The 13,341-nt window shown below is 43.6% G+C and carries 13 protein-coding genes; 3 read left to right on the top strand and 10 right to left on the bottom strand.

Going from position 1 to position 13,341, the window contains the following annotated elements; translation table 11 throughout:
* Window positions 1-709 precede the first annotated feature (709 nt).
* From IQQ51_RS24095 to dusA, 7 genes are all read right to left on the bottom strand, one after another.
* Window positions 710-1,486 (bottom strand): phosphoadenylyl-sulfate reductase, encoded by a 777-nt coding sequence (locus IQQ51_RS24095; RefSeq protein WP_193842315.1) that lies wholly within the window; start codon window positions 1,484-1,486, stop codon window positions 710-712.
* Window positions 1,479-3,206: an assimilatory sulfite reductase (NADPH) hemoprotein subunit gene (gene cysI / locus IQQ51_RS24090; protein ID WP_193842314.1), complete on the bottom strand. Its 1,728-nt coding sequence runs from the start codon at window positions 3,204-3,206 to the stop codon at window positions 1,479-1,481. The genes IQQ51_RS24095 and cysI overlap by 8 nt, the downstream gene beginning before the upstream one ends.
* Entirely contained in the window at window positions 3,206-5,071 is a 1,866-nt protein-coding gene (locus IQQ51_RS24085) for an assimilatory sulfite reductase (NADPH) flavoprotein subunit (RefSeq protein ID WP_193842313.1), read from the bottom strand. Before IQQ51_RS24085 ends, cysI begins: the two co-directional genes overlap by 1 nt.
* Before the next feature lie 123 nt (window positions 5,072-5,194).
* Complete coding sequence (locus tag IQQ51_RS24080; RefSeq protein ID WP_004735813.1) at window positions 5,195-5,425, bottom strand: hypothetical protein; 231 nt, start codon at window positions 5,423-5,425, stop codon at window positions 5,195-5,197.
* Between the two features lie 192 nt (window positions 5,426-5,617).
* On the bottom strand, window positions 5,618-6,289 hold the full coding sequence (locus tag IQQ51_RS24075) for a TIGR04219 family outer membrane beta-barrel protein (RefSeq protein WP_029405449.1): 672 nt from the start codon (window positions 6,287-6,289) through the stop codon (window positions 5,618-5,620).
* 135 nt (window positions 6,290-6,424) lie between these two features.
* Window positions 6,425-6,646 (bottom strand): envelope stress response protein PspG, encoded by a 222-nt coding sequence (gene pspG, locus IQQ51_RS24070; RefSeq protein ID WP_017059950.1) that lies wholly within the window; start codon window positions 6,644-6,646, stop codon window positions 6,425-6,427.
* 206 nt (window positions 6,647-6,852) lie between these two features.
* Window positions 6,853-7,833 carry a tRNA dihydrouridine(20/20a) synthase DusA gene (gene dusA, locus IQQ51_RS24065; protein ID WP_193842312.1) on the bottom strand — a complete coding sequence of 327 codons (981 nt, stop codon included), beginning with the start codon at window positions 7,831-7,833 and terminating at the stop codon, window positions 6,853-6,855.
* 313 nt (window positions 7,834-8,146) lie between these two features.
* Here dusA and zur point away from each other — a divergent pair, with 313 nt between their 5' ends.
* Together zur and IQQ51_RS24055 are read left to right on the top strand one after the other, a co-directional pair.
* Complete coding sequence (zur, locus tag IQQ51_RS24060; protein WP_017059941.1) at window positions 8,147-8,605, top strand: zinc uptake transcriptional repressor Zur; 459 nt, start codon at window positions 8,147-8,149, stop codon at window positions 8,603-8,605.
* A 17-nt stretch (window positions 8,606-8,622) separates the two neighbouring features.
* The gene (locus tag IQQ51_RS24055; protein ID WP_017059940.1) at window positions 8,623-9,084 is read left to right on the top strand and encodes a chemotaxis protein CheX; all 462 of its coding nucleotides are present in this window, start codon (window positions 8,623-8,625) and stop codon (window positions 9,082-9,084) included.
* A 152-nt stretch (window positions 9,085-9,236) separates the two neighbouring features.
* Here IQQ51_RS24055 and pgi read toward each other — a convergent pair whose 3' ends face one another.
* Window positions 9,237-10,889 (bottom strand): glucose-6-phosphate isomerase, encoded by a 1,653-nt coding sequence (pgi, locus tag IQQ51_RS24050; protein ID WP_048610687.1) that lies wholly within the window; start codon window positions 10,887-10,889, stop codon window positions 9,237-9,239.
* A 326-nt stretch (window positions 10,890-11,215) separates the two neighbouring features.
* On the opposite strand from pgi, the gene IQQ51_RS24045 reads away from it, so the two are divergent.
* Window positions 11,216-11,635: a secondary thiamine-phosphate synthase enzyme YjbQ gene (locus IQQ51_RS24045; RefSeq protein ID WP_193842311.1), complete on the top strand. Its 420-nt coding sequence runs from the start codon at window positions 11,216-11,218 to the stop codon at window positions 11,633-11,635.
* A gap of 133 nt (window positions 11,636-11,768) precedes the next feature.
* Here IQQ51_RS24045 and IQQ51_RS24040 read toward each other — a convergent pair whose 3' ends face one another.
* Window positions 11,769-12,974 carry a BamA/TamA family outer membrane protein gene (locus tag IQQ51_RS24040; RefSeq protein ID WP_193842310.1) on the bottom strand — a complete coding sequence of 402 codons (1,206 nt, stop codon included), beginning with the start codon at window positions 12,972-12,974 and terminating at the stop codon, window positions 11,769-11,771.
* A 23-nt stretch (window positions 12,975-12,997) separates the two neighbouring features.
* Window positions 12,998-13,341: alanine racemase C-terminal domain-containing protein (locus tag IQQ51_RS27635; RefSeq protein ID WP_322632765.1), on the bottom strand; the 344-nt coding region annotated here is incomplete at its 5' end.

The raw sequence follows: 13,341 nt of genomic DNA, 5'->3' as shown, positions 1-13,341 counted from the left end.
TAGGCCTGCCGCCAGCGTTCAATCTGAGCCATGATCAAACTCTTCAATTTAAGATTTTGTGACTCAACGAATACTGACTTCAAAACTACTATGTAATTCTAAAGCTATTACCATTCCAACAGAATGGTAATGAATTGACTGTGCCGAATAACTACAAGAGTTAAACGTATTGGTCACTCAGTTCATTGAAATCAATTTTGTTACCGAAGTAACTGCTATTACGCTCTTTCGAAAAAAGAACAAATAACGTTTTGATATTCATCAACGAGTGCCCACACAGATTGATAGGTTTAAATTGTTAAAGAGCTTCTCTTCGTTGTGACTTACATCACTTCGGAAGAGGCGGCCATTCTAGCGATTTAATTCTCAGTGTCAAACACTTTTGAAAATTAATTTCTACTTTCTAAAAGTAGAAGCGAATTATCGCTTAAAGCTAGTTGCCTAACTAACATTCTGCGCTGAAGCCTTGTGGCATCTGCCGTGTCAGTGAGGCGGCATTATAGAGATGTTCATCACATTGGCAAGTGTTTATTAAAGAAAAATGCAAAAATAACGGTTACATGACGAATAAACACTCAAAGCTTTATTTATGCAACTTTAACTACAAAGTAACTACACAATAACCACAGACTTATCCACAATCGCTCTAATTTTATCCCCTAGAAACTAAAAAAGCTGCCTAATGGCAGCTTTTTAAATAGCAATGAGTCTAAATCCCAGAACCATATTGCTCTCCATCATCTTCATGGAGACCACATTCGCGTTTCAGCCCATTAAAACGAGTTTCCTCTTCAGTCATACCCGGCTCCCACTTCTTAGTTGTATGTGTATCTCCAACAGAAAGGTAACCCTGCTCTCGAAGCGGGTGATAACCGAGACCATGCTCTTCTAGGTAATAGTGAACATCTTTATTCGTCCAATCGATTACCGGCAAAAATTTAAACACACCATTTTGGATAGATAAGATTGGCAAGTTTGCACGCGATTGAGATTGCTCTCTTCTTAAACCGGAAAACCATGTCCCAACCTCGAGCTCATCTAGCGCTCTTCTCATCGGTTCAACTTTATTAAGCTTGTTGTACTTCTCTATCCCTTCTATACCTTGATCCCAAAGTTTTCCATATTGCGCTTCTTGCCAATTAGGGCTCTGTTGGGCGCGAAAGACTTGAAGGTTTAGAGTCAACTTCTTACTTAACTCATCGATAAAGCGATAGGTCTCCGGAAATAGATACCCCGTGTCCGTCAGAATAACCTGAATATCTGGTTTTGCTTGAGTCACTAAGTGCAGCATTAACGCGGCTTGAATGCCGAAACTTGAAGACACAACATGTGATCCTTCCAAGTTTTCTAATGCCCATTTAACTCTTTCTAATGCTGTTAGCTGTTCTAACTCAGCATTAATTTGCCCAAGACGAAGTATTTGCTCCGTCTTAGTCAATGCGAGTAGCTCTGCTAACTTCAATTTTGAAGCGACAGAATTATGCATGCAGATCCCTCTTGGAAATGATCACCTCTTCAATGATGCCAGCTCGGATTGTAAAATCACCGAATCCTTCATTGCCGTTGCGTTCTGTAGCCCAACGTCCCACCAGCGCATCAATCTCTTCTAAGATCTGAGCTGATGTGATGTTCTCTTTATACATCTTAGGGATACGAGTTCCAGCCTTGTTGCCACCTAGGTGCATGTTGTAACGCCCCGGAGCCTTACCCACTAAACCAAGTTCAGCCAACATTGCACGACCACAACCGTTTGGACAACCTGTGATTCGAAGGATGATGTTATCTTCTTCTGGTAATCCATGTTTTTTCAGAATGTCTTCAACATCCGTTACAAACTCAGGAAGAAAGCGCTCAGCTTCTGCCATTGCTAAAGGACATGTTGGGAAAGCCACACACGCCATTGAGTTTTTACGTTGCTCTGAAACAGCATCATCCATCAAGCCATATTGACGCGCCAGTTTTTCAATCTTGGCCTTTTGACTCGTCGACACACCCGCAACAATCAGGTTTTGGTTCGCTGTCATGCGGAAGTCACCTTTGTGAATCTTCGCTATTTCAGCAACACCTGTTTTCAGAGCTTTACCCGGAAAATCAAGTAAACGACCATTCTCGATGAATAACGCTAAGTGGTGCTTACCATCAATGCCTTCCGCCCAACCAATGCGATCACCACGGCCAGTAAACTCATAAGGTCGGCTTTCAGAAAATTCTACGCCTGAACGCTTTCCTACTTCTGCTTTGAATACATCAATACCAACACGGTCTAGTGTGTATTTGGTTTTTGCATTCTTACGGTTTGAACGATTACCCCAGTCGCGCTGAGTCGTTACCACCGCAGCTGCTACATCTAACGTTTTATCTAATGGCACAAAACCAAAGTCGTCAGCTTTACGTGCATAAGTAGAGGTATCACCATGTGTCATAGCAAGGCCGCCACCGACTAACACGTTAAAGCCCACCAGCTTTCCGTCTTCAGCAATTGCAACAAAGTTAAGATCGTTAGCATGAACATCTACGTCATTCTGTGGAGGAATGACAACTGTCGTCTTGAACTTACGCGGTAGGTAGTTGCTACCGAGGATAGGTTCTTCATCCGTTGTTTCTAGTTTTTCACCATCTAACCAGATTTCTGCATAAGCACGAGTCTTCGGTAATAGATGTTCACTGATCTTTTTCGCCCACTCGTAAGCTTCTTGATGAAGTTCAGATTCAACTGGGTTTGTCGTACACAGAACATTTCGGTTTACATCACCCGCTGTCGCAATTGAATCAATGCCAATGCTATTTAGCGTTTGGTGCATCAACTTAATGTTCGGCTTCAAGACACCGTGGAACTGAAACGTTTGACGAGTTGTTAGACGAATTGAACCGTAAGAGGTACTTTCGTCTGCGAACTTATCAATCGCCAACCACTGCTTAGGGGTAATGATGCCACCAGGCATACGAGCACGAAGCATTACGTTATGTAACGGTTCGAGCTTTTGCTTGGTACGTTCGTTACGAATATCACGGTCGTCTTGTTGATACATACCGTGGAAACGAATCAACTGAAAGTTATCAGCAGTAAAGCCACCTGTTATGCGGTCTTGGAGATCTTGTTCAATCGTACCGCGTAGGTTATTACTTTCACGCTTAAGACGCTCATTGTCAGCCAAAGGTCCAAGTACTTGACCTAGCACTTCTTGCTCTATTACTTGCTTGCTCATTAGTACACATCCCTTTGGTAACGTTTCGCTTTACGTAAATCATTAATATATTGTTCAGCTTGTTCGCGGCTCTGGTTGCCATGTTTTTCCGCTATCGTAACTAATGCTTCATGGACATCTTTCGCCATTCGAGTCGCATCGCCACAGACATAGAGGTACGCGCCCTCTTGCAGCCATTGCCACACCTGCTCTGCTTGTTCGATTAAACGATCCTGAACATAAACCTTTTCTTTTTGGTCACGGCTAAAGGCAACATCTAGCTTAGTTAGCGCGCCAGACTTGAGGTACTTTTGCCATTCAACTTGGTATAAGAAATCTTGAGTAAAGGTACGGTCACCAAAGAACAACCAGCTTTTGCCTTGAGCATCATTGTTTTCACGCTCTTGAACAAAACTGCGGAAAGGTGCGATACCTGTACCCGGGCCAACCATGATGATTGGTGTACTGTCGTCTTGTGGTAGCTTGAAGTTATTGTTGTTCTCTACAAACACCTTCACTTCGCCACCTTCTTCAAGGCGCTGAGCCAAGAAGCTTGATGCTCCACCTAAGCGAGACTCTTCACCTTTTTGGTATTCAACCAGACCAACCGTTAAGTGAACTTCTTCATCTACTTCGGCTTGGCTTGATGCAATAGAATAGAGGCGTGGAGTCAGCTTACGTAACAGGCCAATTAACTCATCAGCCGATAGCTTGGTTTTCTTTTCTGCGAGTACATCGACGATTTGTGTATTACCCGCATATTCACGAAGCTTGTCTTTATCTTCCACCAGCTTGATTAACTTCTTGCTGCCCGATAACTCAGCAAACTTAGTCACAAGTTGAGGGTTTGAAGTGGTAATCTCAAATTTACTCACTAGCGCACTATGGATAGATAGATTCTCACCATCGACATCGACACTTTCGATACCCGATAACCCAACCTTAGAAAGAATCTGATTTGCGAGTTCTGAACTGTTTTCATACCATACGCCTAGCGCATCGCCGGGTTGGTAGGTAATGCCAGAGTCATCAAGATCAATCTCGATATGACGAACATCTTTACCCGAGTCACGACCCGTGATCTTTTGACTGGTTAATAGTGTCGCTGTATATGGATTTTGTTTGGTGTATTGCGAATGACCGGCAGCTGCTTGACCTACTGGTAACTGAACGATGTCGGCCTCGGCACCTGTTGATAGCGTTTCTTGAACTTGTGATAACGCTTTAGCGCGCCATTCCGTTGCTGACTCTTCGTAATCAACATCACAATCAAGGCGATCGACAAACGATTTCGCACCAAGCTTAGCGAGGAAGTTATCGAAATCTTTAGCGGTTTGGCAGAAGAACTCATAGCTAGAGTCACCTAAACCAATCACGCCGTATTGTAGGTTTGATAATTTTGGCGCTTTCTTCGATTGAAGGAATTCATGCAACTCAATCGCGTTATCAGGGGCTTCGCCCTCACCATTGGTTGAAGCGACGAAAATGACGTGTGTCTCTTTGGCTAGGTTCTTACCTTTATAATCACTCGCATCGAAAAGCTCGACCGCGATTCCTAAGGCCTTGGCTTCTGCCTCGAGCGATTCAGCGACGCCTTTAGCATTGCCAGTTTGAGAAGCGAAGATAATGCTGAGCTTGCCCGCTGGCTTAGCCGCTACTGCAGCGGCCGCTTGGGCGATTGGCGCAGCAGCACCGACAGGCTGAGCTTGGCTCACTCCCCAAAGGTAACCACTGACCCATGCCAGTTGTTGTGAAGACAGTTCAGAAACAGTTTGCTGAAGATGACCTAATTGTTGGTCATTAAGTGGTGCTGCTAGCCCAGGTAACTCATTAGCCCCAGACTGTGCATTATTGTTTTGTGAAGACTCTTTCTTATTTAAAGACATGGTCACGACATCCCTAATCATTGCGTGACGATAGATTAACCACTCCTTTTAATAACAAGAAAGAATAGAAAAGTATGTTTTATAACTTTTTGGAAGTAAAAACCGATTGAAACATAAATTGTTCTACTGGTTTTCAATGCGAACTTGCTGAAAGCCAACCGCCATTGCCGACTTAGATGCTAGGTCTAAATCCGCGTAATGACATTCTTCACCATGAACATCAGTAAGCAGAACGAAGCCACCACCCATATGACGAAACTCCACAACCCAAGACCCTTCTTGAATTGAGGGCTCTATGATGGCTTCAACTAACAGGTTTTCTCTATATAAATTTCTCAACTCATTGAGTGTCATATTCCATCCCTTGCTTTGACCTCACTACATAGACCTTATAAGAATAGACGCAAATTGGCTCTCTGTATTAAGGATGGTCGAAAGTGATGAATGTGCTAACTAATTCCAGAAAGATATAATCAATAGATATAAAAAAACGCCACTTAATAAAGTGGCGTTCTTAAAATTCGTTCTAAATTTGCTTTATATAGACTAGAAGCGCACTTCAGCACCAGCAAACCAACCATCGACCATGACAAAGCTCTTGCCTAGTTCTGAGCTAAAGAACTCATCCGAATCTAGGTCGATAACACGGTAACCACCACGCAGAGCAATTTCAGATTCTGATACAGGGATTCGGTACTGAACACCTGCCATCAAGTCAGTGCTCTTAATACCACTGCTATCACCGAACTCCATCGTACCAATGATATCGAAGTTGGTGTCCGGCACATTGATCTCTGCGTTACCGTAGAAGCTCCACGTGAACTCATCAAACGTCGATGTTTTCGCACCCGTCGCTTTTGGTTCAATGTAATTAGAGTTTGAGTATTGAGTAAACGTCACACCAGCATCGAAGTTCATCAACTTGTGCTCTAACAGTGTGTAGTAAAACGTGTAGTCGTACTTATCAAAAGCCAACGAGTCCGCATCAATAGAGGTATAACGGAAGCTAGCATTTGGGAGCATTGGGGCATTATGCTCAAATGCGAAATACAACGAAGGTGAGTTAGAGTCGTCATCTTGTCTAACTTCGTTTAGCTTTGTACTTCCCCACCACATATCGGCACCGACTTTAGCCGTGTAAGAAAACTCTTCGGCAGCAGACACTGCTGAACTTAAAGATAGCATTCCCACTAAAGCAATTAATGGCATTTTATTCATTTGAGATAGCTCCAATTCCATATCGTAGTGCTAATTGTATGCACATTCATAGATTATTGGGGAAAATTCTACCACACATCTTAAATTCTCAAACGATAAACCGCTGACGAGTAAAGATTTGACGGCACGATGACCTTAATAACGTCTCTGGTTAGAACTGTGTACAAAGTTTTTGAAAAACCACACACCGATTGCAATCACGATCAACCAAGGCAGTAACTTAAACACGACGCCCATCATACCTAAGACCAACATGACTAATAACGCGACTCCGGTTGCAGCCAATACCGTCATAAACGTGATACCAGTGACAAGTAGAGTTGCGACGAAAATAAGAACAAAGATTAATTCAAACATAATGGTCTCCCTAATGAGTTAATGACCTATCTTTCCTACTTTCTAACATTGCAGCTTCCATACCAAGTATGCCAATCCAACAAAACCCTTATTTATCAGATAAATAAAAAGCCACACATCTTCATGCATGGCTTTTCGGAAACTTGTGGTGGTAAATTTAGCCTCTAATGGCGAATTTAGCCTTAAGCTTTTAACTTAGAGGGAGATTAAACATTTAACTCTTTAGGGATCTTAGCCAATGCCGTTTGCATCACTTCGATACCTGCACCTTTCTTATGTGCATTTTCACTGATGTAGCGACGCCATTGTCTTGCACCAGGCATGCTTTGGAACAAACCAAGCATATGACGAGAGATATGTCCTAAGCTTGCGCCATTTGAAAGTTCACGTTCGATATACGGGTACATCTCTTCAACCACTTGTGAGCGCTTCTTGATTGGCGTGTCTAAACCAAAGATCTGCTGATCGACTTCAGCCAAGATAAACGGGCTATGGTAAGCCTCACGGCCGATCATCACACCATCAAGGTGTTGCAAGTGCTCTTTAGTTTGCTCAAGAGTAGTAATGCCACCATTCACGGCAATCACCAGATCAGAGAAGTCTCTCTTGATTTGATATGCACGATCATAATCTAGCGGTGGGATCTCACGGTTCTCTTTCGGGCTAAGACCACTCAACCACGCTTTACGCGCGTGAATAGTAAATTGCTCACAGCCGCCTTTTTCAGAAACCGTCGAAACAAACTTAGTTAAAAACTCATAAGAGTCTTGGTCATCGATACCGATACGCGTTTTCACGGTAATTGGGATATCAGTGACTTCTTTCATCGCCGACACACAATCTGCCACCAGCTCTGGCTCAGCCATTAGGCAAGCACCAAAGCGACCATTCTGAACTCGGTCTGAAGGACAACCTACGTTAAGGTTCACTTCATCGTAACCGCGCTCACCCGCAAGTTTCGCACAAGCCGCAAGATCAACCGGGTTTGAACCTCCGAGTTGAAGTGCAAGAGGATGTTCTTGCTCATTATATTCTAGGAAGTCGCCCTTACCATGTAAGATCGCGCCCGTTGTTACCATTTCCGTGTACAGAAGAGTCTGCTGAGAAAGCAAACGGTGAAAGTAACGACAGTGGCGGTCAGTCCAATCGAGCATTGGAGCGACAGACAACCTACATGAATGTGTCATGGCAAAGTACCCTAGTAGCGAGTCAAAAAAATATGCTGGAATACCCAGCAAAAGCAAGGTCGGCTATTGTAAATGCTATGCCCTATTTGTGCTATATGAACTTTGCCTCACACTTTTTTATAAACCTATTCACCAGATCTCTAATTCAACCTCATTAATCAGTTATGCCTTGAGTCACACTGTCATTTTGAGTTACCTTGTCTTATTCAAAGTCGTGGGTCACAATACGCTCTGTACCTGACTTTAATAGAAATCATTGGCTCCCAAAACGTAGTAACCTAGAAATAAGGTTTGATTAGGGATGTCCGATTGAATGGTGAAAAATTTGGACCACACATTAATAGAGCAAGTTGAAGGGATATGCGCATCGCGAGGCGTTAGATTAACACCTCAAAGAAAGCGAGTGTTTGAGCTCATCCTCTCTAATAAAAAAGCCTCCAGTGCTTATGAATTATTAGAGCAGTTGAAAGTCAGTGAACCACAGGCCAAGCCTCCTACAGTTTATCGCGCTTTGGATTTCTTGTTGGAACAAGGTTTCATTCACCGAGTTGAGTCAACCAATAGCTTCATATGCTGCTGTTCTTGCAATGCCAACAAACATTTCTCCCAACTACTGATCTGCGATAAATGTGGCACTGTGATAGAACTGCAAGACGATGCGCTTGTCACCCTACTCGCCAGTAACGCTGAGAAGCATGGCTTTCAATTGACGAATCATGTCATTGAATCGCATGGCATTTGCCAATCTTGCTCCTCCGAGATGAAAGAATAAGATTATAGAAGAACATTATGCGCGCTGAATTTGTAAACCCGTTTTTAGCTTCTTTGATGAACGTATTAAAAACGATGGCTTCTCTAGAATTGAAGCCACAAAAACCGAGAGTTAAGAAAGATGAAATCGCTCGTGGTGATGTATCCGGCCTAATTGGTATGGTTGGTACACAATCTCGTGGCTCTATGTCGATCACCTTTGATGAAGGTCTCGCTCTCGAAATCATGGAAAACATGCTCGGTGAACGACCAAACGGCCTCAACGAAGAAGTGACCGATATGGTGGGTGAAATCACTAACATGGTGACTGGCGGTGCAAAACGTATTCTTGCAGAAAGCGGTTTTGACTTCGATATGGCAACGCCAATCGTGGTTTCCGGTAAAGGTCATACGATTCGTCACAAGTGTGATGGGGCAATCATCATCATGCCTTTCTCATCTCAATGGGGTAATGCTTTCATCGAGATCTGTTTCGAATAACAACTGTTTATTTCTAGCAGTTCTGAGTATCAAATCAAAGAAGGTTGGCATAATGCCAGCCTTTTTTATTACCTGCGATTTAACCATTGCTTGCTCTACAGATACAAAAACGCCAACCCGAAGGTTGGCGTTTTTTTGTGCTATCAACTCAATTAAGCTTTAAGCGCTTTAAATGCGTTGATTAGACCGTTCGTTGAGCTGTCGTGAGACGTTACTTGAGCATCATCAGCAAGCTCTGGAAGAATTTGGTTTGCTAGTTGCTTACCAAGTTCTACACCCCATTGGTCGAAGCTGAAGATGTTCCAGATAACACCTTGAACGAAGATCTTGTGCTCGTACATCGCGATTAGGTTACCTAAAGAGCGAGGGTTGATTTGCTTAACAAGAATTGAGTTCGTAGGGCGGTTACCTTCAAATACTTTGAAAGGTACTAGCTCAGCCACTTCTTCAGCTGTTTTGCCCGCCGCTAGGAATTCAGCTTCTACTGTCTCTTTTGTCTTACCGAAAGCTAGCGCTTCAGTTTGAGCAAAGAAGTTAGACATTAGCTTCTGGTGGTGATCAGATGCTGGGTTGTGGCTGATAGCAGGCGCGATGAAGTCTGATGGGATCAGCTTAGTGCCTTGGTGAATCAGTTGGTAGAAAGCGTGTTGGCCGTTTGTACCAGGTTCACCCCAGATGATAGGACCTGTTTGGTACTCTACTGGGTTGCCTTCACGGTCAACAAACTTACCGTTCGATTCCATGTTGCCTTGCTGGAAGTAGGCAGCAAAACGGTGCATGTATTGATCGTAAGGTAGAATTGCTTCTGACTCAGCGCCGTGGAAGTTGTTGTACCAAATACCGATAAGCGCAAGGATTACTGGAATGTTGCTTTCAAACTCAGTTGAAGCAAAGTGGTTATCCATCTCGTGAGCACCTTCTAGTAGCTCAACGAAGTTATCGAAGCCAACAGATAGTGAGATAGAAAGACCGATTGCAGACCATAATGAGTAACGACCACCAACCCAGTCCCAGAATTCGAACATGTTGTCAGTATCAATACCAAACTCAGCTACTGCTGTTGCGTTTGTTGATAGTGCTGCGAAGTGTTTAGCTACGTGTGCGTTATCACCCGCTTCAGCCAAGAACCAATCACGTGCAGAGTGCGCGTTAGTCATTGTTTCTTGAGTAGTGAATGTTTTAGATGCAACTAGGAATAGCGTTGTTTCTGGGTTTAGAGGCTTAAGTGTCTCAACGATGTGAGTGCCATCTACGTTAGAAACGAAGTGCATGTTTAGACGAGTTTTGTATGGCGTTAGAGCTTCAGTCACCATGTATGGACCAAGGTCCGAACCGCCGATACCGATGTTAACTACATCAGTGATCTCTTTACCTGTGTAACCTTTCCACTCACCAGAAACGATGCGGTGGGTGAACAATTCCATTTTTGCTAGTACTGCATTCACTGCTGGCATGACGTCTTTGCCATCAACCATTACTGGGTTGTCGCTACGGTTACGTAGAGCAGTGTGAAGTACTGAACGACCTTCAGTCTTGTTGATTGCATCACCACCGAACATTGCTTCGATTGCAGACTTAACTTCAGTCTCGTTCGCAAGAGCAAATAGGTGCTGCATAGTTTCAGCATCGATAAGGTTCTTAGAGTAATCCACTAAGATGTCAGAACCGAAACGAGTAGAAAAGCTCTCGAAACGCTTTGCATCTTGAGCAAACAGTTCTTTCATATCCATATCTTGAGCAGACTCAAAATGTGCAGTTAGAGCTTTCCACGCTTGTGTATGCGTTGGGTTGATATTTTTCAACATGGTATCTATCCCGATGTTACTGTAGGTTTTATTCTAAACGTCACCTGAGTGATGAATAGAACCCCCGATTAGGCGAAAGTTTATATTTTTCTGTGATGACCAAACCGCGTCACCACTGAAAGATTCTTTGTAATTTTTTTTCACGACGTATTATGCCGCATATGAAGAGCTGTACCTTGAGATAAATCAGGATTAGATTTCCTGATACAAGAATCGGCACTGACTCTAGCTCTAACATAATTAAATGTGAGCGATACCTGATAAATTCAAGTTCAAAAGATAGCGTTAAACCACTTTTTTTCCAAATACATTATAAAGGATGGCGTATGTGGATTCAGAAGACTATACACCTAAATGCACGAAAGCGTGGATTTCATCTCATTACTGATGAAATTGAACAACAGATACACGATATCAATTCTTTATCTGTTGGTTTATTACATCTTTTTATCCAACATACCTCAGCCAGCCTCACGCTAAACGAGAACGCTGATCCTACCGTCCGTACTGATATGGAGTCGCACTTCAATAAGTTTGTTCCCGAACGAGCGCCCTACTACAGACACACCTATGAAGGCGATGATGACATGCCCGCCCACATTAAAGCATCGACACTTGGCACCAGTGTGACAATACCGATTAGCAACGGCCGTTTAGCTTTAGGAATATGGCAGGGCATTTACTTAGGTGAGCATCGAGATTGTGGTGGCAGCCGTACTGTGATTGCGACTATTCAAGGTGAGTAATCATAACAACCCAAGAGTAATAAGCTCTTAATAAACAGAACGATAAGTAACAAAAAAGGGTGACACGATTATGTATCACCCTTTAATAATAAGAAAAATTTAACGGCTAAAGCTTTGCTTAGTTTAGATAGGCTTAGAAAGGCTGGTTTATCATGACCCTAAAGGTCCCTTCGTCACCACCTCGCGCCAACTCAGCACGAACAACAATGCCTTCCACTTGGAAACGCACTGCGCCACCTAAGCTCCATTTCATGTCCGAGTGCAGTGTTTTGATGTCGTATTCATCTGCAACGCGCCCTAATTCAGCAAACGCTACCCATTGCCACCAAGGCAAGTCGTAGTAGTTAATCAGTGGGATATCGCCCAAAGGTTGCCAGTCAGGAAGCACTCGATACTCTGCAGAGTAATGCACTGCAGAGCGACCGTGATAACGGCCTCCGGTATAACCTCGTAATCGATACAAGCCACCTAATCGAGCTTGTTCTGTCTCCGGTGGGCGAGCACAATCTTGCCCAGAGCAGTTATCCCATGTAGGCGTGTCAGCCGTATAGAAATCGAATGCTAAAACTTGTTGATCGAATAGGTCCCCTAAAGGACCTAAAGCAAAGTACTGGCTATTTTGGAAGGTCCACTTAAGCCACAAATCATCGTTAGACCAACTCTCTGCGCCTGTTGTGAACTCAAGGTTAGTATGAGAGCCCGTGGTTGGGTTACGTGTGCTATCACGGTTATCCCAATCCAATGCCAGACTAAAGCCTGTCGCCTCTTCCGTGTTGTTTAAACCTTCTAGCTCACGTGCCGTATAAAAAGGCGTGAAGATAATCGAACTGACACCCGACTCGACTGGCGAAGCAAAACTCACATCTTTGATTGGCTGAAAAGCCCCTAACAAGCCATGTTCTGCAACATTGCCCCAAGGTAGCAAATACTTGAATTCAAACTGATAGTTCTGTTCTAAGCCATCGGCAATGGTTTTATCATCAATAGATGAATCGTTATCGCCTTGAGAGCCTATGTAATAAGGATTGTCGTTGAAGCGCGCTTGGTACATCTGAGTACTGAATAAAACATTCTCAGACAAAGCGTAGTTAAAGGCCGATAGAAAACCGACATAACTGTCTTTGTCTGAATAGAGTGCCATACCAAACAGAGCGGCTTGAGGTTGCCAAACACCCTTTGCGACACCCGCAACCCCAAAGGTATTGCCCAAAGTTTCAGTACTAAAATAGAAAGGGACAAAGGCTGAATCTTTTTCTTCACTCGCAGCGGGAGAAGAAAAGCTGACACCGAGTAATGTCATTGCAGACATTAGCCAGTTTCGAGTCGTTCGCTTGAACATAATTTACTTATCAAAATCCATGGTTACTTCACATACTCCATCGCAACACGCGAAGTCAGCTTAGTAACTAACTCGTAAGCGATAGTACCGATATGTTCAGCCACTTCTTCTGAAGGTAAATCTTTACCCCACAGAGTCGCTTCATCACCGACTTTATCTGCCGCATCAGGTCCGAGGTCAACCGTTAGCATGTCCATTGATACTCGTCCTGCGATCGGTGCTTTTCGACCGTTAACGAACACGGGAGTGCCATTAGGTGCAGTGCGAGGATAACCATCACCATAACCAATCGCGATAACACCAACCTTGGTATCACGTTCACTGGTCCAGTTTCCGCCATAACCCACACTTTCACCGGCTTTCACAT

It is taken from the genome of Vibrio sp. OPT18 (assembly GCF_015163615.1).
Lineage (GTDB): Bacteria > Pseudomonadota > Gammaproteobacteria > Enterobacterales > Vibrionaceae > Vibrio > Vibrio coralliirubri.
The sequence above is the reverse complement of the archived record's forward strand: the minus strand, read 5'-3'. Positions and strand labels throughout refer to the sequence as shown.

Excerpts from the sequence above, each read along its gene's own strand:
- pgi (WP_048610687.1), bottom strand. The coding sequence starts at position 10,889 with ATGTTGAAAAATATCAACCCAACGCATACACAAGCGTGGAAAGCTCTA.
- IQQ51_RS24080 (WP_004735813.1), bottom strand. The coding sequence starts at position 5,425 with ATGACACTCAATGAGTTGAGAAATTTATATAGAGAAAACCTGTTAGTT.
- IQQ51_RS24045 (WP_193842311.1), top strand. The coding sequence starts at position 11,216 with ATGTGGATTCAGAAGACTATACACCTAAATGCACGAAAGCGTGGATTT.
- IQQ51_RS24085 (WP_193842313.1), bottom strand. The coding sequence starts at position 5,071 with ATGTCTTTAAATAAGAAAGAGTCTTCACAAAACAATAATGCACAGTCT.
- IQQ51_RS24055 (WP_017059940.1), top strand. The coding sequence starts at position 8,623 with ATGCGCGCTGAATTTGTAAACCCGTTTTTAGCTTCTTTGATGAACGTA.
- IQQ51_RS24095 (WP_193842315.1), bottom strand. The coding sequence starts at position 1,486 with ATGCATAATTCTGTCGCTTCAAAATTGAAGTTAGCAGAGCTACTCGCA.
- pspG (WP_017059950.1), bottom strand. The coding sequence starts at position 6,646 with ATGTTTGAATTAATCTTTGTTCTTATTTTCGTCGCAACTCTACTTGTC.
- zur (WP_017059941.1), top strand. The coding sequence starts at position 8,147 with ATGGTGAAAAATTTGGACCACACATTAATAGAGCAAGTTGAAGGGATA.
- dusA (WP_193842312.1), bottom strand. The coding sequence starts at position 7,833 with ATGACACATTCATGTAGGTTGTCTGTCGCTCCAATGCTCGATTGGACT.
- IQQ51_RS24040 (WP_193842310.1), bottom strand. The coding sequence starts at position 12,974 with ATGTTCAAGCGAACGACTCGAAACTGGCTAATGTCTGCAATGACATTA.
- IQQ51_RS24075 (WP_029405449.1), bottom strand. The coding sequence starts at position 6,289 with ATGAATAAAATGCCATTAATTGCTTTAGTGGGAATGCTATCTTTAAGT.
- cysI (WP_193842314.1), bottom strand. The coding sequence starts at position 3,206 with ATGAGCAAGCAAGTAATAGAGCAAGAAGTGCTAGGTCAAGTACTTGGA.